This window comes from Enterobacter sp. D2 (genome assembly GCF_034427575.1).
Classification (GTDB): domain Bacteria; phylum Pseudomonadota; class Gammaproteobacteria; order Enterobacterales; family Enterobacteriaceae; genus Enterobacter; species Enterobacter cloacae_M.
Genome location: NZ_JAXQPP010000001.1, coordinates 688114 through 709038 on the forward strand (window position 1 = coordinate 688114; position 20925 = coordinate 709038).

Below are 20925 nucleotides of genomic sequence, written 5' to 3' on the forward strand. Positions count from 1 at the left end.
CACAGGAGCAGTATGAACTATCGTATTATTCCGGTTACCGCGTTCTCCCAGAATTGTTCATTGATCTGGTGCGAACAGACTAAACTGGCCGCGCTTGTCGATCCCGGCGGTGACGCTGAGAAAATCAAGCAGGAAGTCGCAGCAAGCGGCGTCACGCTGATGCAGATTTTGCTCACTCATGGTCATCTTGACCATGTAGGTGCTGCGGCTGAACTGGCTGAACACTATGGTGTGCCGGTGATCGGCCCGGAAAAAGAAGATGAGTTCTGGCTGCAGGGGTTACCCGCCCAAAGCCGCATGTTTGGCCTTGATGAGTGTCAGCCCCTGACGCCCGATCGCTGGCTGAACGAAGGAGAGCGCGTTAACGTAGGGAATGTGACTTTACAGGTGTTGCATTGTCCTGGGCATACGCCAGGCCATATCGTCTTCTTTGATGACCAGTCTCGTCTGCTGATTTCCGGCGATGTGATCTTCAAAGGTGGCGTAGGACGCAGCGATTTTCCGCGCGGCGATCATGGGCAGCTGATCCAGTCGATTAAACAAAAGTTATTGCCGCTGGGTGATGACGTTACGTTTATCCCAGGACACGGTCCGATGTCGACGCTGGGCTATGAACGGCTCCATAATCCGTTCCTTCAGGATGAGATGCCTGTCTGGTAACCAGAATAAAAAAAGCCTGCATAACGCAGGCTTTTTTATGGGCGCAAATTACAGTACGGCGACAATCGCTTCGCACAGCGGCGCCATGTTGTCAGGCGTCATGCCCGCAACGTTCACGCGGCCAGAGGCCACGGCGTACACGCCGAACTCTTCACGCAGACGCAGAACCTGCTCTTTGGTCAGGCCGCTGAAAGAGAACATGCCGTTCTGTTTGATGATAAAGCTGAAGTCGCGGTCCGCCCCTTTCTCCGCCAGGGTGTTCACAAACAGCAGGCGCATGCGCTGAATACGCTGACGCATATCGTTTAGCTCTTGTTCCCAGATGGCGCGCAGCGCATCGTTGCTCAGGATAGTCGCAACAACAGAGGCACCGTGTGCCGGCGGGTTAGAGTAGTTAGCGCGGATAACCGATTTCATCTGGCTGAACGCGCGATCGACGGTCTCTTCGTTAACGGCAACCAGCGTACAGGCACCCACACGCTCATTGTACAGACCGAAGTTCTTGGAGTAAGAGCTTGCGACAATCAGCTCCTGATGCACGGCTGCGAACGCGCGCAGGCCTTCGGCATCTTCTTCCAGACCACGGGCGAAGCCCTGGTAGGCAAAGTCAAACAGCGGCAGCCAGCCTTTTTCAACGGACAGCTTCGCCAGGTGTTGCCACTGCTCAAGCGTCGGATCGATACCGGTTGGGTTGTGGCAGCAGCCGTGGAACAGCACCACGTCACCCGCCTGCGCTTCGCTCAGGCTCGCCAGCAGGCCGTCAAAGTCGAGAGAGTGGTTTGCCGCATCGTAGTATGCATATTCACGCACTTCCAGACCCGCAGAGTTAAACACGCTCTTGTGGTTCGGCCAGCTTGGGTTGCTCACCCATACGCGCTTAACAGAGGTGTTTTTCGCAAGGAAATCCGCCGCCACGCGCAGCGCACCGGTACCGCCAGGAGTCTGTGCCGTACGGGCACGTTTGTCACTCACAATTGCGCTGCCTTTACCAAACAGCAGCTCCTGGGTGCAGCGACCAAATTCAGGGATACCATCAATACCGAGGTAGTTTTTGGTGGTTTCGTTTTCCAGCAGATACTGCTCAGCTTTCTTAACGCTGGTCAGTACCGGAGTTTTGCCGGTTTCATCTTTATATACACCAATACCCAGGTTGATTTTGCCTGGGCGGTCGTCGGCACGAAACAGATCGGCCAGGCCCAGAATAGGGTCGGCAGGAGCGGCGGTAATGTTCTCAAACATGACGAAGTTCCATTGTGATTACAGAAGTGAAATCCGCTATCAGGTTAACGGTAGATTTACAAAATGCCAACCGTTTGCGACGAAAAGCGTGCGGCTTTTCAAAAGTCGCCATTATTTTCTGTCAGGCATAAAAAAACAGGGCCGAAGCCCTGTTCATTAAGCATATAACAAAGTGGTGTTCTGATTAGAACTGGTAGGTTACGCCCACAGCAGCCATATCGTCGTTGCCGTTCAGACCGCCAACAGCTTTCGCGTAGTCGGAGTCTTTGTCCAGCAGGTTGATATAGTAGTCAGCCCACACGTTGAAGTTCTTGTTGAAGTAGTAAGTGGTACCAACCTGGATGAATTTAGCCAGGTCTGCATCGCCACCGCTGAAGCCGTTGACCGCAGCCAGGTCTTTACCTTTGGTCTGCACGTAGGAGATTGCTGGGCGCAGGCCGAAGTCGAACTGGTACTGTGCAACCACTTCGAAGTTCTGCGTTTTGTTAGCGAAGCCAGCGTCACCGTTAGAACCGGTACGAGTGGTGTTACGGGTTTCTGCATAGGTGGTTGCCAGGTAGATGTTGTTAGCGTCGTATTTCAGACCAACACCCCATGCTTCAGCTTTGTCGCCTTCACCATCAGCTTTTTGATTCAGAGTACGGTTAGCGTTGCTGTAAGATGCGATTGCACCGAAGCCTTCGCCGAAATCGTAGCCCAGGGAGTAGCCTACGCCGTCACCGTTAGAGGTTTTAACGTCAGCACGGTCGTTTTTGCCCTGGTACTGAACGCCCAGGCTCAGACCGTCAACCAGACCGAAGAAGTTGCTGTTACGGTAGGTCAGCAGACCGGTACTGCGGCTGGTCATAAAGTTATCAACATAGTTACCGCCCCAGGTCATACCAGAGAAGGACGGCGCCATATCGGTGTATGATTCTACGTCGTAAACGATACCGTAGTTACGACCGTAGTCGATGCTGCCAGCATCGCCCGCTTTCAGGCCAGCGAATGCCAGACGGTTTTTGTTAGTCTGAGCACCATTTTCAGCCTGGTTGGCCAGGAAACGGTATTCCCACTGGCCGTAACCGGTCAGCTGGTCGTTGATCTGAGTTTCGCCTTTGAAACCGATCTGCGCGTAGGTAGCGTCGTTATTGTTGGTGTTATCACCGGAAGTCACGAAATCGTGCTCGGCGTTAACTTTACCGTAGAAGTCCAGCTTGTTGCCGTTCTTGTTATAGATTTCTGCAGCGTTAGCTGCACCGGCTACCAGCAGGGCAGGGATTACCACTGCCAGAATATTGCGCTTCATCATTATTTATTACCCTCATTGGTTTTTTATGACACTCGCCACTGCCGTCAATAAATTCTGTCAATAAATATTTCCGGAACTATTGATGAGAGTTTGGTGTCTTTATGTATCTGACAGGCATCTTTCCATTCGGCGAAGCGTTTCGCTAGCCTGAAAGTGCTACAATTCTCAAGATTAAGTAAGCAAAAGAAATTATGTGTAACTAAATATGTATTTTTGGGAACTTTGTGAACCACCTCAAACTTCAGAACGCCCTGGCGAATTAAACAACAAGCACTATCCTATATATATGAATTCCTTATGATTAATTGAGATAAAGGCGATTCATATAAACAGACGCTAAACGGCTCGTTTTTTCTTATGACTCCAAAAGGCCTTCCGGACGGCTGTAAAAGTGGTTGAAATTTGTGCTATCACTTGAGGATGTAATAATCGCAATAAGAATGGGGTTTATTTTTTGTGGCTGGATATTTCGCGGAAACAAAACGTAACAGGTAGTGGTTGTGACGGGGTGAAGGTTTAAAGATGCTGACTTTACGCTGACGAAAACTGACAATACAGAATAAAATAATGGCCAGCATAAGCTGGCCATTTTAGTATTGTATCGATTAGAAGCTGGCGTTACGTGGAGTACGTGGGAAAGGAATCACGTCACGTACGTTCTGAACACCAGTAACGTAGGCAATCAGACGCTCGAAGCCCAGACCAAAACCGGCGTGCGGTACGGTACCGTAACGACGCAGATCGCGGTACCAGCTGTAGTCAGCTGGGTTGAGCCCCATCTCTTCCATACGCGCGTCCAGCACGTCAAGACGTTCTTCACGCTGAGAGCCACCGATGATTTCACCAATGCCCGGCGCCAGAACGTCCATCGCTGCCACGGTTTTACCGTCTTCGTTAAGGCGCATATAGAAGGCCTTAATATCTTTCGGGTAGTTTTTAACGACAACCGGCGCTTTGAAATGCTTCTCGGCCAGATAGCGTTCGTGTTCAGACGCCAGGTCAACGCCCCAGTAAACCGGGTTCTCGAACGTCTCACCGCATTTCTCGAGGATCGCCACCGCGTCGGTATAGTCCACCTGCGCAAAGTCGGCAGAGACGAAACGCTCCAGACGCGCCACAGCATCGCTGTCTACGCGTTCTGCGAAGAATTTCATGTCGTCAGGACGCTCTTCCAGCACCGCTTTGAACACATACTTCAGCATCGCTTCCGCCAGACCCGCAACATCGTCCAAGTCGGCGAAGGCCACTTCAGGCTCCAGCATCCAGAATTCCGCCAGGTGACGACTGGTGTTGGAGTTTTCGGCGCGGAAGGTTGGGCCAAAGGTGTAGATCTTAGACAGCGCACAGGCGTACGTTTCGCCGTTGAGCTGACCAGATACCGTCAGGAAGGCTTCTTTACCAAAGAAGTCTTTGTCATAGTCCACTTTACCTTCAGGCGTACGCGGCAGGTTTTCCATGTCCAGCGTCGAGACGCGGAACATCTCACCGGCACCTTCCGTATCGGACGCGGTGATCAGCGGGGTAGACACCCAGAAGTAACCCTGCTCATCGAAGAAACGATGCAGCGCCTGCGCCAGCGTATGACGCACGCGCGCCACCGCACCAATCAGGTTGGTACGCGGACGCAGGTGGGCGACTTCACGCAGATATTCGATGCTGTGGCGTTTTGCCGCCATCGGGTAGGTATCCGGATCTTCAACCCAGCCGGTGACTTCAATGGCAGAAGCCTGAATTTCGAAGCTCTGACCCTGACCCGGGGATGCCACGACCACGCCGGTGACAATAACGGAACAGCCCGTCGTCAGGTGCAGAACGTCATCATTGTAATTGGGCAGAGAATTATTAATGACGGCCTGTACAGGATCAAAGCAGGAACCGTCATAGACGGCAAGGAAGGAGATGCCAGCTTTAGAATCTCGGCGGGTACGCACCCATCCGCGCACGGTGACTTCCTGGTCAACGGCGACACGGCCCTGGAGTACGTCGGCTACAGGCACAACGCTCATAATATTCTCTCTGTTAATAGTCGGAAAAAATAAACACTTGTCCACCCTTATGGGGGGATATCTATGTTACCTGCCATCCGCTATCAGACAAGTAAATTTCGCAGTCAAAAGAGAAGAATTGAGAAATAAATAAGGAGAAGGGAGCCATAAAGGCTCCCGTAAGCGCTTAACTGGCTTTTTTGATCAAGGGGAGATCGAACGCTTTGCGCAATGCGCGGACAAACGCTTTGTCATGGCAGATGGTTTTACCCGGGCTGTCGGAGAGTTTTGCCACCGGCTTGCCGTTACATTCCACCAGTTTGATGACGATATTCAGAGGTTTTACCTGAGGAATATCGCAGGTCAGACGGGTACCAATCCCGAAGCTCAGGTTCACACGGGTATTGAAATGGCGATAGAGGTCGACCGCTTTCGCCAGGTCGAGATTATCCGAGAAGACCAGCACCTTGCTCATCGGATCAATGCCGAGTTTTTCGTAATGGGCAATGGCTTTCTCGCCCCATTCAACCGGATCCCCGGAGTCGTGGCGTAATCCCTGGTAACGTTCAGCGAACTCGGGACCAAAGTCGCGCAGGAAGGCATCCATCGTAATACAGTCGGTGAGGGCAATCCCGAGCTGATTCGGGTACTCCTCAAGCCATGCGGCCAGTGCCGCGCGCTGGCTGTTAGCCAGATCGGGGCTGATCTGCTGATGCGCCTGGAACCACTCGTGTGCCTGGGTGCCCATTGGCGTCAGGCTGAGGCGGCGTGCCAGATCGTAGTTGCTGGTGCCAACGAACCACGGCTCCTGCTGCAGACGTTTAACGATGGCCTCCTGAACGTCACGCGAGAAACGGCGACGCGTGCCAAAGTCCATCAGGCGGAAGCGGGACATGTCCAGCCCTTCGGTCAGCGTGGAGAAGGCTGCGAGTTTATTTTCCAGCGCGGCGACCGCCTGCTCGACGCCTTTTTCCGGCGAACGGTAGCGGTGAGCCAGTTCACTGATCACCGCCAGAAGCGGCACTTCCCACATGATCACTTCCCGCCACGGGCCTTCAAGGCGAATATCCAGTTTGCCGTTATCGTTAAGCACGGTGACCTGCTCCGGCTTATAGCGGAAATCGCGCAGCCAGTTCAGGTAATCGGCTTTGAAGAAAGGCAGGCCAGAAAGCCACTGATATTCCTCGTCCTGCAGCGTCAGATGCTGCATAGCATCGACCTGTTCACGAATGGCGTCTGCGTAGATACCGAGCAAGTCGTCGCCGCGACAGCGGAATTCCGCCGCGACGTGAACGTCATAGTAGTGGTGGAAAACGGCTTGCTGCATATGCAGTTTATACGCGTCGGTATCCAGCAACGTATGCAGAACTGGAGAAGCGAATTGAGTCATAGGTGCGCAGTAGCATCCTCTCACAGGAGCGTTTAGTACAATAAACAACTCCGGAGTATACCTTGTTTAGTGATTTATTGAACCCCGATCACAACATAAGCGCGTTTTATGGTCGAGGGCATTTTGTGCCCCGTGTTATACAAATGTAGCAAAAAAGGGTTTTGACCCTGAAAAGATGAACATTCTGCATAGCGCGATTTGCGCAACAGGAATATATTGAAACGTTACTCGACAAACGATGCATAAGGTTTTCTATGACACAACAGCCACAAGCCAAATACCGCCACGACTACCGTGCGCCGGATTACCTGATTAGCGAAATCGATCTGACTTTTGACCTGGATGCCACAAAAACCGTTGTCACGGCGGTGAGCCAGGTGACGCGCCATAGCTCAACTGCTGTGCCGCTGCGTCTGGATGGTGAAGACCTGACGCTGGTCTCCCTGCATATTAATGATGAAGCCTGGTCGGACTATAAAGAAGAAAACAACCAGCTGGTCATCGACAACCTGCCGGAACAGTTTACGCTGCGCATCGTGAATGAAATCAGCCCGGCCGCTAACACCGCGCTGGAAGGGCTTTACCAGTCGGGCGTGGCGCTGTGTACCCAGTGTGAAGCGGAAGGGTTCCGCCATATAACCTGGTATCTCGATCGTCCGGACGTCCTGGCGCGCTTCACCACCAAAATCATCGCCGATAAAACCCTGTATCCCTTCCTGCTCTCCAACGGTAATCGCGTAGGCGAAGGCGAGCTGGAGAATGGCCGTCACTGGGTGCAGTGGCAGGATCCCTTCCCGAAACCGTGCTACCTGTTTGCGCTGGTGGCGGGGGACTTCGACGTGCTGCGCGATACATTCAAAACGCGCTCAGGCCGCGAGGTGGCGCTGGAGCTGTTTGTTGACCGCGGCAACCTTGACCGCGCGCCGTGGGCGATGACCTCTCTCATCAACTCCATGAAGTGGGACGAGGAGCGTTTCGGCCTCGAATATGACCTCGACATTTATATGATCGTCGCCGTCGATTTCTTCAACATGGGCGCAATGGAGAACAAGGGCCTTAACGTCTTTAACTCCAAATACGTGCTGGCTCGTACCGATACCGCAACGGACAAAGACTACCTTGATATCGAACGCGTTATCGGCCACGAATATTTCCACAACTGGACCGGTAACCGCGTCACCTGCCGCGACTGGTTCCAGCTGAGCCTGAAAGAGGGCCTGACCGTCTTCCGCGATCAGGAGTTCAGCTCCGATCTGGGTTCACGCGCGGTGAACCGCATCAACAACGTGCGTACCATGCGCGGCCTGCAGTTTGCGGAAGATGCCAGCCCAATGGCGCATCCGATCCGCCCGGATAAAGTTATCGAAATGAACAACTTCTACACTCTGACGGTGTACGAGAAGGGCGCTGAAATTATCCGCATGATCCACACCCTGCTGGGCGAGGAGAACTTCCAGAAAGGGATGCAGCTGTACTTCGAGCGTCATGACGGCAGCGCGGCCACCTGCGACGATTTTGTGCAGGCGATGGAGGATGCCTCTAATGTCGATCTCTCTCACTTCCGCCGCTGGTACAGCCAGGCCGGGACGCCAGTTGTCACCGTCAAAGACGATTACAATCCGGAAACCGAGCAGTACACCCTAACCATCAGCCAGCGCACGCCGCCGACGGCGGAGCAGGAAGAGAAATATCCGCTGCATATTCCGTTCAGCATCGAGCTGTACGATAACGAAGGCAAAGTCATCCCGCTCCAGAAGGGAGGCCACCCGGTACACCACGTGCTGAACGTGACTCAGGCCGAGCAGACCTTTATCTTCGATAACGTCTACTTCCAGCCGGTGCCTGCGCTGCTGTGTGAATTCTCCGCGCCGGTGAAGCTGGAATACAAGTGGAGCGATCAGCAGCTGACGTTCCTGATGCGTCACGCGCGTAACGACTTCTCCCGCTGGGATGCGGCGCAAAGCCTGCTGGCGACCTACATCAAGCTCAACGTAAACCGCCATCAGCAGGGCCAGCCGCTGTCGCTGCCTGTCCATGTGGCTGACGCGTTCCGCGCGATCCTGCTGGATGAGAAGATTGACCCGGCCCTGGCCGCTGAAATTCTGACCCTGCCGTCAGCGACTGAAATCGCCGAGCTGTTTGACATCATCGACCCGATTGCCATCGTGGCGGTGCGTGAAGCGCTGACCCGTACGCTGGCTGCTGAGCTGGCCGATGAGTTCCTCGCCATTTATAACGCCAACAAGCTTGACGCTTATCGCGTTGAGCACGCGGACATTGGTAAACGTTCTCTGCGCAATACCTGCCTGCGCTATCTGGCGTTTGGCGAAACCGAGCTGGCGAACACCCTGGTGAGCAAGCAGTATCATGAAGCGGATAACATGACCGACGCGCTGGCCGCGCTGGGCGCAAGCGTTGCCGCCGAACTGCCGTGCCGCGATGCGCTAATGCAGGAGTACGACGACAAGTGGCATCAGGATGGCCTGGTGATGGACAAGTGGTTCATCCTGCAGGCGACCAGTCCGGCGGCTGATGCGCTCAGCAACGTGCGCAGCCTGCTGAAGCATCGCTCCTTTACCCTGAGCAACCCAAACCGCGTGCGTTCTCTGATTGGCGCATTTGCCAGCAGTAACCCGGCGGCGTTCCACGCCGAAGACGGCAGCGGTTATCAGTTCATGGTGGAAATGCTGACCGAGCTGAACAGCCGTAACCCGCAGGTGGCGTCTCGCCTTATAGAGCCGCTGATCCGTTTGAAACGCTACGACGCGAAGCGTCAGGCGAAGATGCGTGCCGCGCTTGAGCAGCTGAAAGGGCTGGAGAACCTGTCTGGCGATCTATACGAGAAGATTGCTAAGGCCTTAGCGTAGTAAAAGTTAACCCTCCCTCTCCCTGTGGGAGAGGGCCGGGGTGAGGGCATCAGGCATTAGCCTTGGCTCGCTGTAACTCCGTCCCCCCGCGCTTCATCACCCGATCCAATACCTCAGCTTCCAGCTCCGCCAGCCTTGCCGAGCCCACGCGGCGAGGGCGCGGAAGATCTACCGCCAGATCCAGACCTATTTTACCATCTTCTATTAACAGCACCCTGTCGGCCATTGCGACGGCTTCGCTCACGTCATGCGTCACCAGCAGTACCGTAAAGCCGTGTGCCTGCCAGAGAGATCCAATCAAATCCTGCATTTCGATTCGCGTCAGGGCGTCGAGCGCGCCCAGCGGTTCATCAAGCAACAGCAGGCCCGGACGATGAATTAACGCGCGCGCCAGCGCCACGCGCTGCTTCTGCCCACCAGAGAGTGCGGCAGGCCATTCATCGGCGCGATTTTCCAGCCCAACGGCGGCCAGCGCCTGGCGGGCTTCATCCCGCCAGTTGCCCTTAAGACCGAGTCCGACATTATCGATAACCGATTTCCACGGCAGCAGGCGTGCATCCTGAAACATCATGCGGGTATCGTCCTGAATATTCGAAAGCGGCGTCGTTCCTGCCAGAATGTCACCGCCGTTGGGGGCTTCCAGCCCGGCCAGAAGCCGTAGCAGGGTACTCTTGCCGCCGCCGCTGCGACCAACAACGGCCACAAATTGTCCGGCGGGAATGTGCAGATCCAGCCCGTTAAGAATGGTGTTTTCGCCGTAGCGTTTGGTCACGCCGTTCAGCAGTAACGGCGTTCCCTGATTCAGTCGTGCAGTGTTCATGCTTTCGCCTCCTGAAGGGTATAGGCCGGGTTCCAGCGCAGCCAGCTGCGCTCCAGCCACTGGGCGCTGACGTCGGCGAGCTTGCCGAGCAGGGCATACAGAATGATGGCAACCACCACCACGTCCGTTTGCAGGAACTCGCGGGCGTTCATTGCCAGGTAGCCTATGCCTGAGTTGGCCGAGATGGTCTCTGCCACAATCAGCGTCAGCCACATCAGGCCGAGCGCAAAACGCACCCCGACCATAATGGAGGGCAGGGCGCCCGGCAGAATCACGTGAATAAAGAGAGAAAAACCCGATAAGCCGTAGCTGCGCGCCATCTCCACCAGACCGCGATCGATGTTGCGGATGCCGTGCCAGGTGTTGATGTAAATCGGGAACAATGTGCCCAGCGCCACGAGGAAGATCTTGGCGCTCTCATCAATCCCAAACCACAGGATAACCAGCGGGATCAGCGCCAGATGCGGCACGTTGCGCAGCATCTGAATAGAGGTATCCAGCAGCCGCTCGCCCCAGCGGGAAAGGCCGCTGATCAAGCCCAGAACCAGACCGATGCTGCCGCCGATGGAAAACCCAATCACGGCGCGCCAGGAGCTGATAGCCAGATGCTGCCACAGCTCACCGCTCACGCTCAGCGACCAGAACGCTTCTACGACGCCCTCCGGAGAGGGCAGAATGCGGCTCGACAGCCAGCCGGTGGATGACGCGAGCTGCCAGAGAGCCACAATGCCGACGGGTAAAAACCACGGCGCGGCGCGCAGCAGCCATTTTTGTGAGGTGGCAGACATGGTCACTCCTTAGCTCTGTGCGGCTTTGCGTGGAATAAACTCGTTCGCCACGGCTTCGCCCTGAAGCTGAAGCCGCTGCGGCTGCGGAATCTCCGGGATGGCGACATCCAGATGCGGGAATAACAGCTCGCCCACCTTGTACGCCTCTTCCAGATGCGGATAACCGGAGAGAATAAAGCTGTCGATACCCAGGTCTGCGTATTCATTAATCCGGGCGGCTACGGTCGGACCGTCGCCGACCAGCGCCGTGCCCGCACCGCCGCGCACCAGGCCGACGCCCGCCCACAGGTTCGGGCTGATCTCCAGATTCTCGCGCTTGCCGTTGTGCAGGGACGCCATTCGGTGCTGTCCGACGGAGTCGGTTTTGGCAAACGCGGCCTGCGCCCTGGCGATGGTCTCATCGTCCAGATGGGAAATCAGACGGTCGGCGGCCTGCCAGGCTTCTTCATTGGTTTCGCGCACGATTACGTGCAGGCGAATACCGAAGCGCACCTTGCGGCCATGGGCGGCCGCCTTCGCGCGTACCTGGGCAATTTTTTCTTTCACCAGCTCAGGCGGTTCGCCCCAGGTAAGATAGAGATCGACCTGCTCTGCCGCCAGATCCTGGGCCACATCCGACGATCCGCCAAAATAGAGCGGCGGGCGCGGCTGCTGAACCGGTGGGAAGTAGAGCTTCGCGTCACGAACGTGAATATGCTTGCCTTCAAAGGTGACGGTTTCCCCTTCCAGCAGACGTCGCCAGACGCGGGTGAACTCGGCGGAGGCTTCATAGCGCTCGGTATGGTCGAGGAACACCCCATCGCCCGCCAGCTCCTGCGGGTCGCTGCCCGTCACCAGGTTAAACAGGGCGCGACCGTTGGATAGCCTGTCCAGCGTTGCCGCCTGACGCGCCGCCACGGTAGGGGAGACTACGCTCGGGCGTAAGGCAACCAGGAACTTCAGACGCTGGGTGACCGGGATCATCGATGCGGCCACCAGCCAGGCATCTTCACATGAACGTCCGGTCGGGATCAGCACCCCGGTGAAACCGATTCGGTCCGCCGCCTGCGCAATCTGCTGCAGGTAGCCGTGGTCAACCGGGCGCGAGCCCTCTTCTGTACCAAGATAGTGTCCATCACCGTGGGTGGGTAAAAACCAGAAAAGATTCAGACTCATGATTTAGCTCCTTCTTTGCCTGCGGGCTGCCAGATGCGTTCGCGGATAGTGACCTGTTTTGGCACCAGGCGGTTTTGATAGAAAAGGTCAGCCGTTTGTTGCTGAAGCGCGGCGACGTGCGCGTCCACGGGCGTAATGGTGGTCGGCGGACGGTGGTTGAGATAGCTCGCGATCACCGGCTCAGGTAAGCCCATGGTTTTCGCCAGCAGGGCAATGCTCTCCTGACGCTGGGTCTGGGTCAGCGCATCGGCCTGGGTAAAGGTATCCAGTACGCCCTGAATAAATGCGCCGTTCTTTTCCGCATAAGGACGCGCGGCCAGATAGAACGAGCCGGTCTGCTTCAGCGTGGTACCGTCTTTCAGCACGCGAACGCCGCCCTGCAGCAATGCGGCGGAGTAGTACGGATCCCAGATGGCCCAGGCATCAACGTCCTTCTGCTGGAACGCGGCGCGGGCGTCGGCAGGCGTCAGGTAAACAGGCTGAATGTCAGTGAACTTCAGCCCGGCTTCCTGCAGGGCACGCAACAGCAGGTTGTGTGAGCTGGAACCTTTCTGGAAAGCCACTTTGTGCCCTTTGAGGTCGGCGACGCTTTTAATGTCGCTGTTTTCAGGCACCAGAATCACTTCGGCCTTCGGTTTGGGCGGCTCAACGCCAACATAGACGAGGTCCGCTCCCGCCGCCTGGGCAAATATCGGCGGAATATCGCCCGTGCTGCCGAGATCGATACTGCCGACGTTCAGGGCCTCCAGCATCTGCGGGCCAGCAGGGAACTCCACCCAGGAGAATTTGGTGTTCGGGAAGCGTTTTTCCAGCAGCTGGTGGCTTTTCGCCAGCACCATGCTGACGCTGCCTTTCTGATAGCCAATGCGCAAACTTTCCGGAGCCGTTTCTGCGGCATGGGCCAGCGAGGTAAGCGCCATCAGACCTGCCAGGCCGATGCGGGTTAACGTTTTAAACATGTGCGACTCCTTGAGGCTGACCAAACGCCGGGGCCTGGATATCCCTGCGGTGCAGAGCGTGCCAGAAGGTTTCCAGAGCGTTATCGAGGCGGGTTTGCAGGTTGGGCGTAAAATGAGGTTTATGTTGATAATCAATAATCTGGGAGTCATCTGCGAAAACGCCGTGGAGGATCTCCTGCGCTTTCAGCGCGTTCAGCACCGGCTTCAGGGCATAATCCACGGCCAATAAATGGGCAACCGTACCGCCCGTTGCTAGCGGCAGCACGACTTTGCCGTCCAGGGCGCGCTCCGGAAGCAGATCGAGCAGGGTTTTCAGCGCCCCGGAAAAGGAGGCTTTATAAATAGGCGTTGCCACAATTAAGCCGTCAGCGCCGTTAAGCTGCTCGATCAGCGTTTTAAGCGCAGGGCTGTCGAAACGGGCATAGAGCAGATCTTCAGGTTCGAAGTTATGCAGGTTCCAGTGGCACACTTCCACATCCAGGGCATTGAGTTTTTCGCGGGCATATTCCAGCAGGGCGCTGGAGCGCGAAGGGAATCGTGGACTTCCGGCCAGGGTAATGACGCGCATACTTCCTCCTTATAACCAATTGTTTGCTTTTATCTAACATTCATAACAATTTTCAGGAGTGTGACACCGCGCGGTTATTCCACTAAATGATTTATCTGCAATTAAAATGCGAAAAAGTGCATAAGAAATAGACGTGAAGGTAAACGATTGCGTTTTGCGCTGATTTTTTGCCGCAGGTCAATTCCCTTTCGCGCGTGGATCGCCCATAATCCCCTCCCGGTTTGCACACCGGGAATCCAGGAGAGTTCATGTACTACCCCTTCGTTCGTAAAGCCCTTTTCCAGCTCGACCCTGAGCGCGCTCATGAATTTACATTCCAGCAATTACGTCGTATTACCGGAACGCCGCTGGCCGCTCTGGTGCGTCAGAATGTGCCGGAAAAACCTGTGCAGTGCATGGGTCTGACCTTTAAAAATCCGCTGGGTCTGGCGGCCGGTCTGGACAAAAATGGCGAGTGCATTGATGCCCTGGGCGCGATGGGCTTTGGCTCCATTGAAATCGGCACCGTCACGCCGCGCCCGCAGCCGGGAAATGACAAGCCGCGCCTGTTCCGCCTGGTTGAAGCCGAAGGGCTGATAAACCGCATGGGCTTTAATAACCTCGGTGTTGATCACCTGGTTGAGAACGTAAAAAAAGCCCATTTTGACGGGATATTAGGCATCAATATTGGCAAAAATAAAGACACGCCGGTTGAGCAGGGTAAAGATGACTATCTGATTTGTATGGAAAAAGTCTACGCCTATGCCGGTTATATCGCGGTGAATATTTCTTCACCCAATACTCCGGGTCTGCGTTCCTTACAATATGGCGAAGCGCTGGACGATCTTCTGAGTGCCATTAAAAATAAACAAAATGAACTCCAGACGATCCACCATAAATATGTTCCGGTCGCGGTTAAGATCGCCCCGGATCTTTCTCCTGAAGAATTGATCCAGGTTGCCGACAGTTTGGTTCGCCATAATATTGATGGTGTTATTGCGACCAATACCACTCTCGATCGTTCCCTCGTGCAGGGAATGAAAAACTGTGACGAAGCGGGTGGGTTAAGTGGACGTCCGGTGCAATTAAAAAGCACCGAAATTATTCGCGCCCTGTCTGCGGAATTAAAAGGACGTCTGCCGATTATTGGCGTCGGCGGCATTGACTCAGTGATTGCTGCGCGCGAGAAGATGGCAGCAGGTGCGTCACTGGTGCAAATCTATTCCGGCTTTATTTTTAAAGGACCGCCGCTGATTAAAGAAATCGTTACTCATATCTAATCTTTTCTCTTAATCAGACAACCAGGGCTTTATTTCCAGCCCTGGTTGTTTTATATTCCGTCACTGTTGCTTATTTAGTCATTATAGTCTTTTATTAATGGTGTTATAAACGAGGCGGCAAACAGGACATTTTTAGTACAGGACGTTTGGGGACGGGAGAGACACATGCGAATTAAACCTGACGATAACTGGCGCTGGTATTTTTGCGACGAGCATGACCGAATGATGCTCGATTTAGCCAATGGCATGTTGTTTCGTTCTCGTTTTGCCCGCCGAATGTTAACCCCGGATGCATTTTCCCCGTCGGGCTTTTGCGTTGACGATGCGGCGCTTTATTTCTCCTTTGAAGAAAAATGCCGGGATCTGGTGCTCTCTAAAGAGCAGCGTGCCGAGTTGGTATTAAATGCGCTGGTGGCTATCCGCTTCCTGAAACCGCAAATGCCAAAAAGCTGGCATTTTCTTGCGCATGGTATGAGCTGGACCCCGGCAACGGGTGACGCGGCCAGCGTCAATCTGAGCGATACCGCAGAAGAGGTGAGCCTGCTGGTGGTTGAGCCAGGCGAAAATGCTGCGCTCTGCCTGCTGGCACAGCCCGGCGTAACCATTGCCGGGCGGACGATGCAGCTTGGCGATGCCATTAAAGTGATGAACGACAGGCTGAAGCCGCAGCTGCGCGTAGATTCCTTCAGCCTTGAACAGGCGGTTTAAGCTTCCAGCTGTACGGACGTTTTCGGTATGCAGCTACAGCACAGAATTGTGCCGTCATTTCCAATTGCCGATTTTTTCAGCGCACTGACCTCTCCATCCACCAGCCTGATGCGGCAGCATCCGCAAATGCCTGCGCGACAGGAATAGGGTACGCGAATACCTGCCTGCTCCAGTTGCTCCAGTAATACCTGCTGGTTGTTGCCACGGATGACGTTGCCCTGCCAGTGAATATCTACCGCAGAGGCGACATTCGTCACAACGTCGACCATTTCTTCTTCCTGACCTGAGCCGTACGCTTTTGCAGGCCCTCGGGCAAGAATTTCTACCTCATCACCGACGCGGATTGCGCCGCTGGAGCGCGGGATCAGGTTCTGGCCGAAATCCACATCGCCGTTGTCCTGCGCGGTGCGGAACGACTGCAGCGTCTTCAGCGGTTCGCCGGAAGGGTGTTTCTGACCTTTCTCAGGGCTCACCGTGGTGAAAATGCAGCGACTGCAGGGTTTTACGACATCAAAGATGACGCTACCGATGCGGATCACTTTCCAGGTGTCTTCTTCCCAGGCGTCGGCGCCCGTGACCACCAGGTTCGGACGGAACTGTTCCATCTGAACGCTAGCCTTGCAGCGGCTTTGTAAATCACGCAGCGAGGCTTCGTTAGTCAGCAGGAACGGGAAACCATCGGCGAAGGAGAGGGGAACGGCGTCATGGCGCTTCACGCGACGCGTCAGTTCAGGACCTACCCAGCGCAGCTGCACGTCACGAGAGAAGAAACCGCTCAGCCAGCGGTTAATCTCATCCGGGGCGATGCGCGCGGTAAAATGATTGCCCCACACTTCCGTTGGCGCATCGACAGGCGCAAAATCAGCAAAGCGAATTACCGCGCTGGAACCGTCCGGCGCGGTAAGGTGTAAACCGTCATGAAGCGGGGAAGGGGTAAAGCGAACCATCTGCGGGAACTGGCGTGCGGTAATGAACGTGCCGTCAGGCTCGGTGACCATAAAAATGCGATCGAAGGCGAATCCGCTCATGTCGGCCAGCGCGTGAGAGATGCCGATGCCGCGCATGGATTTCACCGGATGAATAAAAAGCCTGGATAACGTCGCCACTGCACACTCCCACAAATGAAAATAAGCCTTCAACTTTATGACATACACGCCATATTAGCTATAATGCGCGACAATTTTCTAAGAGTAAAAGTGACGATATGAATTCTCTGTTTGCCAGTACGGCCCGTGGGCTGGAAGAGCTGTTAAAAACTGAACTGGAAAGCCTGGGCGCGCAAGAGTGCCAGGTGGTTCAGGGTGGTGTCCATTTTGAGGGCGACACGCGGCTTATTTACCAGAGCCTGATGTGGAGCCGTCTGGCGTCGCGCATCATGCTGCCGATGAAGGAGTGCAAGGTCTATAGCGACCTGGACCTCTATACCGGCGTACAGATGATCGACTGGACAGAGATCTTCACGCCCAATGCCACCTTTGCGGTGCATTTCAACGGCGTGAACGACGAGATCCGCAACAGCCAGTACGGTGCCCTGCGCGTAAAAGACGCCATTGTGGACTGCTTCACGCGTAAAAATAAGGAACGTCCAAACGTCGATCGCGAAAATCCGGATCTGCGTATTAACGTCTGGCTCAACGGTGACACGGCGAGTATTTCTCTCGATCTGAGCGGCGCAGGCCTGCACCTGCGCGGCTACCGCGATCGTACCGGTATGGCGCCAATTAAAGAAACGCTGGCCGCCGCCATTGTAATGCGCTCCGGCTGGCAGCCGGGCACGCCGCTGCTCGATCCGATGTGTGGTTCCGGTACGTTGCTGATTGAAGCGGCTATGCTGGCAACCGACCGCGCGCCGGGCCTGCATCGCGGTCACTGGGGCTTTAAAGGCTGGGCGCAGCACGACGAAGCGCTCTGGAAAGAGGTCAAAGACGACGCGCAGACCCGCGCGCGTAAAGGTCTGGCGGAGTACACCTCCCACTTCTACGGTTCGGACAGCGACCCGCGCGTAATCGAACGCGCGCGCAGCAACGCCCGTCGCGCCGGTATCGGCGAGCTGCTCACCTTTGAAGTGAAAGACGTGGCGAATCTGACCAACCCGCTGCCAAAAGGTCCGTACGGTACCGTGATCAGCAACCCGCCATACGGCGAGCGTCTGGACAGCGAACCGGCGCTGATTGCCCTGCACAGCCTGCTGGGGCGCAATATGAAGGACTACTTCGGCGGCTGGAACCTGTCGCTGTTTAGCGCCTCGCCGGAGCTGCTGAGCTGCCTGCAGCTGCGTGCCGATCGCCAGTTTAAAGCGAAAAACGGCCCGTTGGACTGCGTGCAAAAAAACTACCATCTGGCGGAGAAAGCGGCGGACAGTAAGCCATCCGGCGTGGCGGAAGATTACGCCAACCGCCTGCGCAAGAACCTGAAGAAATTTGAGAAGTGGGCGAAGCAGGAGGGCATTGAATGCTATCGCCTGTACGATGCCGATCTGCCGGAGTACAACGTGGCGGTTGACCGCTACGCGGACTGGGTGGTGATTCAGGAATATGCTCCACCGAAAACCATTGATGCGCAAAAAGCGCGTCAGCGCATGCTGGATGTGATTGCGGCCACCATCGCCGTGCTCGGCATTGCGCCAAACAAGCTGGTGCTGAAAACCCGCGAGCGTCAGAAAGGAAAAAATCAGTATCAGAAGATGGGCGAGAAGGGCGACTTCATCGAAGTGGGCGAATACAACGCTCGCCTGTGGGTGAACCTGACCGACTATCTGGATACCGGCCTGTTCCTCGACCACCGTATCGCCCGTCGCATGCTGGGTCAGATGAGCAAGGGCAAAGATTTCCTCAACCTGTTCTCCTATACTGGCAGCGCGAGCGTGCATGCGGGTCTGGGCGGCGCGCGGAGCACCACCACGGTGGATATGTCCCGTACCTATCTGGAGTGGGCGGAGCGCAACCTGCGTCTTAACGGGCTGACCGGACGTCAGCACCGACTGATGCAGGCCGACGTGCTGGGCTGGCTGCGTGATACCGACGAGCAGTTCGACCTGATCTTTATCGATCCGCCGACCTTCTCCAACTCCAAGCGCATGGAGGATAGCTTTGAAGTTCAACGCGATCACCTGCGCCTGATGACCGACCTGAAGCGCCTGCTGCGTAAGGGCGGCACCATTATGTTCTCGAACAACAAACGCGGCTTCCGTATGGATCATGACGGCTTAGCAGCCCTGGGACTGAAAGCACAAGAAATCAGCCAAAAAACGCTGTCTCAGGACTTTGCCCGTAACCGTCAAATTCATAACTGCTGGTTGATTACCGCGGTCTGAAAGGAAAAATAAATGTCTTTAATTAGTATGCACGGCGCGTGGCTCTCTTTCAGCGACTCGCCGCTTCTCGATAATGCAGAGCTGCATATCGAAGATAACGAGCGCGTCTGTCTGGTGGGCCGTAACGGCGCGGGTAAATCCACGCTGATGAAAATTCTCAATCGCGAACAGGGGTTGGATGACGGCCGCATCGTTTACGAGCAGGATCTGATCGTCTCCCGCCTCCAGCAGGACCCGCCGCGTCACGTGACCGGCAGCGTTTACGATTTCGTGGCGGAAGGGATCTCTGAGCAGGCCGAATACCTGAAGCGCTATCACGAGATTTCGCATCTGGTGATGACCGATCCGAGCGACAAGAACCTCAACGAACTGGCGAAAGTGCAGGAGATGCTCGATCATCACGGTCTGTGGCAGCTTGAAAACCGCATTAACGAGGTTCTGGCCCAGCTTGGTCTGGAAGCGGACATGGAGCTGTCGGCGCTCTCCGGCGGCTGGCTGCGTAAAGCGGCCCTGGGCCGCGCGCTGGTCAGCGGGCCGAAGGTGCTGCTGCTGGACGAACCGACGAACCACCTGGATATCGAAGCGATTGACTGGCTGGAAGGGTTCCTGAAAACCTTCAGCGGCACCATCATCTTTATCTCGCACGACCGTTCGTTTATTCGCAACATGGCAACGCGTATTGTCGATCTCGACCGCGGCAAGCTGGTCACCTATCCTGGCGATTACGACACTTATCTGCTTGAGAAAGAAGAAAACCTGCGCGTGGAAGAGCTGCAGAATGCGGAGTTCGACCGCAAGCTGGCGCAGGAAGAGGTGTGGATCCGCCAGGGCATCAAGGCCCGCCGTACCCGTAACGAAGGCCGCGTGCGCGCTCTGAAGGCAATGCGCCGTGAGCGCAGCGAACGCCGTGAAGTGATGGGCAGCGCCAAAATGCAGGTGGAAGAAGCGTCCCGTTCCGGCAAGATTGTCTTCGAAATGGAAAACGTCAACTATCAGGTTGATGGCAAAGTGCTGGTGAAAGATTTCTCCGCCCAGGTTCAGCGCGGTGACAAAATTGCGCTTATCGGCCCGAACGGCTGTGGTAAAACCACGCTGCTGAAGCTGATGTTGGGCCAGCTGCAGGCCGACAGCGGCCGTATTCACTGTGGGACTAAGCTGGAAGTGGCCTACTTCGACCAGCACCGCGCGGAGCTTGATCCGGACCGCACGGTAATGGATAACCTCGCCGAAGGCAAGCAAGAGGTAATGGTAAACGGCAAGCCGCGCCACGTGCTGGGCTATCTGCAGGACTTCCTGTTCCATCCGAAACGCGCGATGACCCCTGTGCGTGCGTTATCTGGCGGAGAGCGTAATCGTCTGCTGCTGGCGCGTCTGTTCCTGAAACCAAGTAACCTGTTGATTCTCGATGAACCAACGAACGACCTTGATGTCGAAACGCTGGAATTACTCGAAGAACTGATTGACGGTTATCAGGGGACCGTAATGCTGGTCAGCCACGATCGTCAGTTCGTGGATAACACCGTAACCGAGTGCTGGATCTTCGAAGGTGAAGGGCGAATTGGACAATACGTAGGCGGTTATCACGATGCAAAAGGGCAGCAATCGCAGTCTCTGGCGCAGAAACAGGCTAAATCCAGAAATGTACCGGAACCTGCTGTAACAAAAGCAGAAACTGTTAAAAAATCTCCTGCTAAAATGAGTTATAACCTGCAGCGCGAACTCGAGGGGCTGCCTCAGCGTCTTGAAGAGCTGGAGGCAGCTCTGGAAACGTTGCAGATGCAGGTCGCTGATGCGTCATTCTTTACGCAGCCGCACGACTATACTCAGAAAGTACTGGCTGAACTGTCCGCGGCTGAAAAAGCCCTGGAAGAAGCATTTGAGCGCTGGGAGTACCTTGAGTCTCTGAAAAACGGCGCATAAACA

The 20925-nt window shown here is 55.4% G+C and carries 16 protein-coding genes; 6 read left to right on the plus strand and 10 right to left on the minus strand.

The window, feature by feature from the left end; all coding sequences use genetic code 11:
* Positions 1-12 precede the first annotated feature (12 nt).
* Entirely contained in the window at positions 13-660 is a 648-nt protein-coding gene (locus SPG90_RS03190; protein WP_023311009.1) for an MBL fold metallo-hydrolase, read from the plus strand.
* Between the two features lie 48 nt (positions 661-708).
* On the opposite strand, the gene aspC is transcribed toward SPG90_RS03190, so the two are convergent.
* The 4 genes from aspC to pncB form a co-directional block, all read right to left on the minus strand.
* On the minus strand, positions 709-1899 hold the full coding sequence (aspC, locus tag SPG90_RS03195; protein WP_126302792.1) for an aspartate transaminase: 1191 nt from the start codon (positions 1897-1899) through the stop codon (positions 709-711).
* 184 nt (positions 1900-2083) lie between these two features.
* A complete protein-coding gene (locus SPG90_RS03200; protein ID WP_023311011.1) occupies positions 2084-3190 on the minus strand; it encodes a porin in 1107 nt (368 codons plus the stop codon).
* Positions 3191-3795: 605 nt separating this feature from the next.
* Entirely contained in the window at positions 3796-5196 is a 1401-nt protein-coding gene (gene asnS / locus SPG90_RS03205) for an asparagine--tRNA ligase (RefSeq protein ID WP_126302791.1), read from the minus strand.
* Positions 5197-5362: 166 nt separating this feature from the next.
* Positions 5363-6565, minus strand: coding sequence for a nicotinate phosphoribosyltransferase (gene pncB / locus SPG90_RS03210; protein WP_047174498.1), 1203 nt, complete (start codon positions 6563-6565; stop codon positions 5363-5365).
* A gap of 254 nt (positions 6566-6819) precedes the next feature.
* On the opposite strand from pncB, the gene pepN reads away from it, so the two are divergent.
* Complete coding sequence (gene pepN / locus SPG90_RS03215; protein ID WP_047174499.1) at positions 6820-9432, plus strand: aminopeptidase N; 2613 nt, start codon at positions 6820-6822, stop codon at positions 9430-9432.
* A gap of 49 nt (positions 9433-9481) precedes the next feature.
* Here pepN and ssuB read toward each other — a convergent pair whose 3' ends face one another.
* From ssuB to ssuE, 5 genes are read right to left on the minus strand one after another with little or no spacing between them, the layout of a single operon-like run.
* The gene (ssuB, locus tag SPG90_RS03220; RefSeq protein ID WP_126302790.1) at positions 9482-10252 is read right to left on the minus strand and encodes an aliphatic sulfonates ABC transporter ATP-binding protein; all 771 of its coding nucleotides are present in this window, start codon (positions 10250-10252) and stop codon (positions 9482-9484) included.
* The gene (gene ssuC / locus SPG90_RS03225) at positions 10249-11040 is read right to left on the minus strand and encodes an aliphatic sulfonate ABC transporter permease SsuC (protein ID WP_023311016.1); all 792 of its coding nucleotides are present in this window, start codon (positions 11038-11040) and stop codon (positions 10249-10251) included. Before ssuC ends, ssuB begins: the two co-directional genes overlap by 4 nt.
* Positions 11041-11049: 9 nt before the next feature.
* Complete coding sequence (ssuD, locus tag SPG90_RS03230) at positions 11050-12195, minus strand: FMNH2-dependent alkanesulfonate monooxygenase (RefSeq protein WP_039261601.1); 1146 nt, start codon at positions 12193-12195, stop codon at positions 11050-11052.
* On the minus strand, positions 12192-13154 hold the full coding sequence (locus SPG90_RS03235; RefSeq protein ID WP_047174501.1) for a sulfonate ABC transporter substrate-binding protein: 963 nt from the start codon (positions 13152-13154) through the stop codon (positions 12192-12194). The genes ssuD and SPG90_RS03235 overlap by 4 nt, the downstream gene beginning before the upstream one ends.
* A complete protein-coding gene (gene ssuE / locus SPG90_RS03240) occupies positions 13147-13722 on the minus strand; it encodes an NADPH-dependent FMN reductase (RefSeq protein WP_047174502.1) in 576 nt (191 codons plus the stop codon). Before ssuE ends, SPG90_RS03235 begins: the two co-directional genes overlap by 8 nt.
* A 248-nt stretch (positions 13723-13970) precedes the next feature.
* Here ssuE and pyrD point away from each other — a divergent pair, with 248 nt between their 5' ends.
* Positions 13971-14981 (plus strand): quinone-dependent dihydroorotate dehydrogenase, encoded by a 1011-nt coding sequence (pyrD, locus tag SPG90_RS03245; protein WP_023311019.1) that lies wholly within the window; start codon positions 13971-13973, stop codon positions 14979-14981.
* A gap of 165 nt (positions 14982-15146) precedes the next feature.
* Complete coding sequence (gene zapC, locus SPG90_RS03250) at positions 15147-15689, plus strand: cell division protein ZapC (RefSeq protein ID WP_023311020.1); 543 nt, start codon at positions 15147-15149, stop codon at positions 15687-15689.
* Here the strand turns inward: zapC and SPG90_RS03255 are convergent.
* The gene (locus tag SPG90_RS03255; RefSeq protein WP_045401653.1) at positions 15686-16795 is read right to left on the minus strand and encodes a YcbX family protein; all 1110 of its coding nucleotides are present in this window, start codon (positions 16793-16795) and stop codon (positions 15686-15688) included. The genes zapC and SPG90_RS03255 overlap by 4 nt on opposite strands.
* Before the next feature lie 98 nt (positions 16796-16893).
* Between SPG90_RS03255 and rlmKL the strand changes: the two genes are divergently transcribed.
* Positions 16894-19002 (plus strand): bifunctional 23S rRNA (guanine(2069)-N(7))-methyltransferase RlmK/23S rRNA (guanine(2445)-N(2))-methyltransferase RlmL, encoded by a 2109-nt coding sequence (gene rlmKL, locus SPG90_RS03260; RefSeq protein ID WP_126302789.1) that lies wholly within the window; start codon positions 16894-16896, stop codon positions 19000-19002.
* Between the two features lie 12 nt (positions 19003-19014).
* Entirely contained in the window at positions 19015-20922 is a 1908-nt protein-coding gene (locus SPG90_RS03265) for an ABC transporter ATP-binding protein (protein WP_063408016.1), read from the plus strand.
* Positions 20923-20925 lie beyond the last annotated feature (3 nt).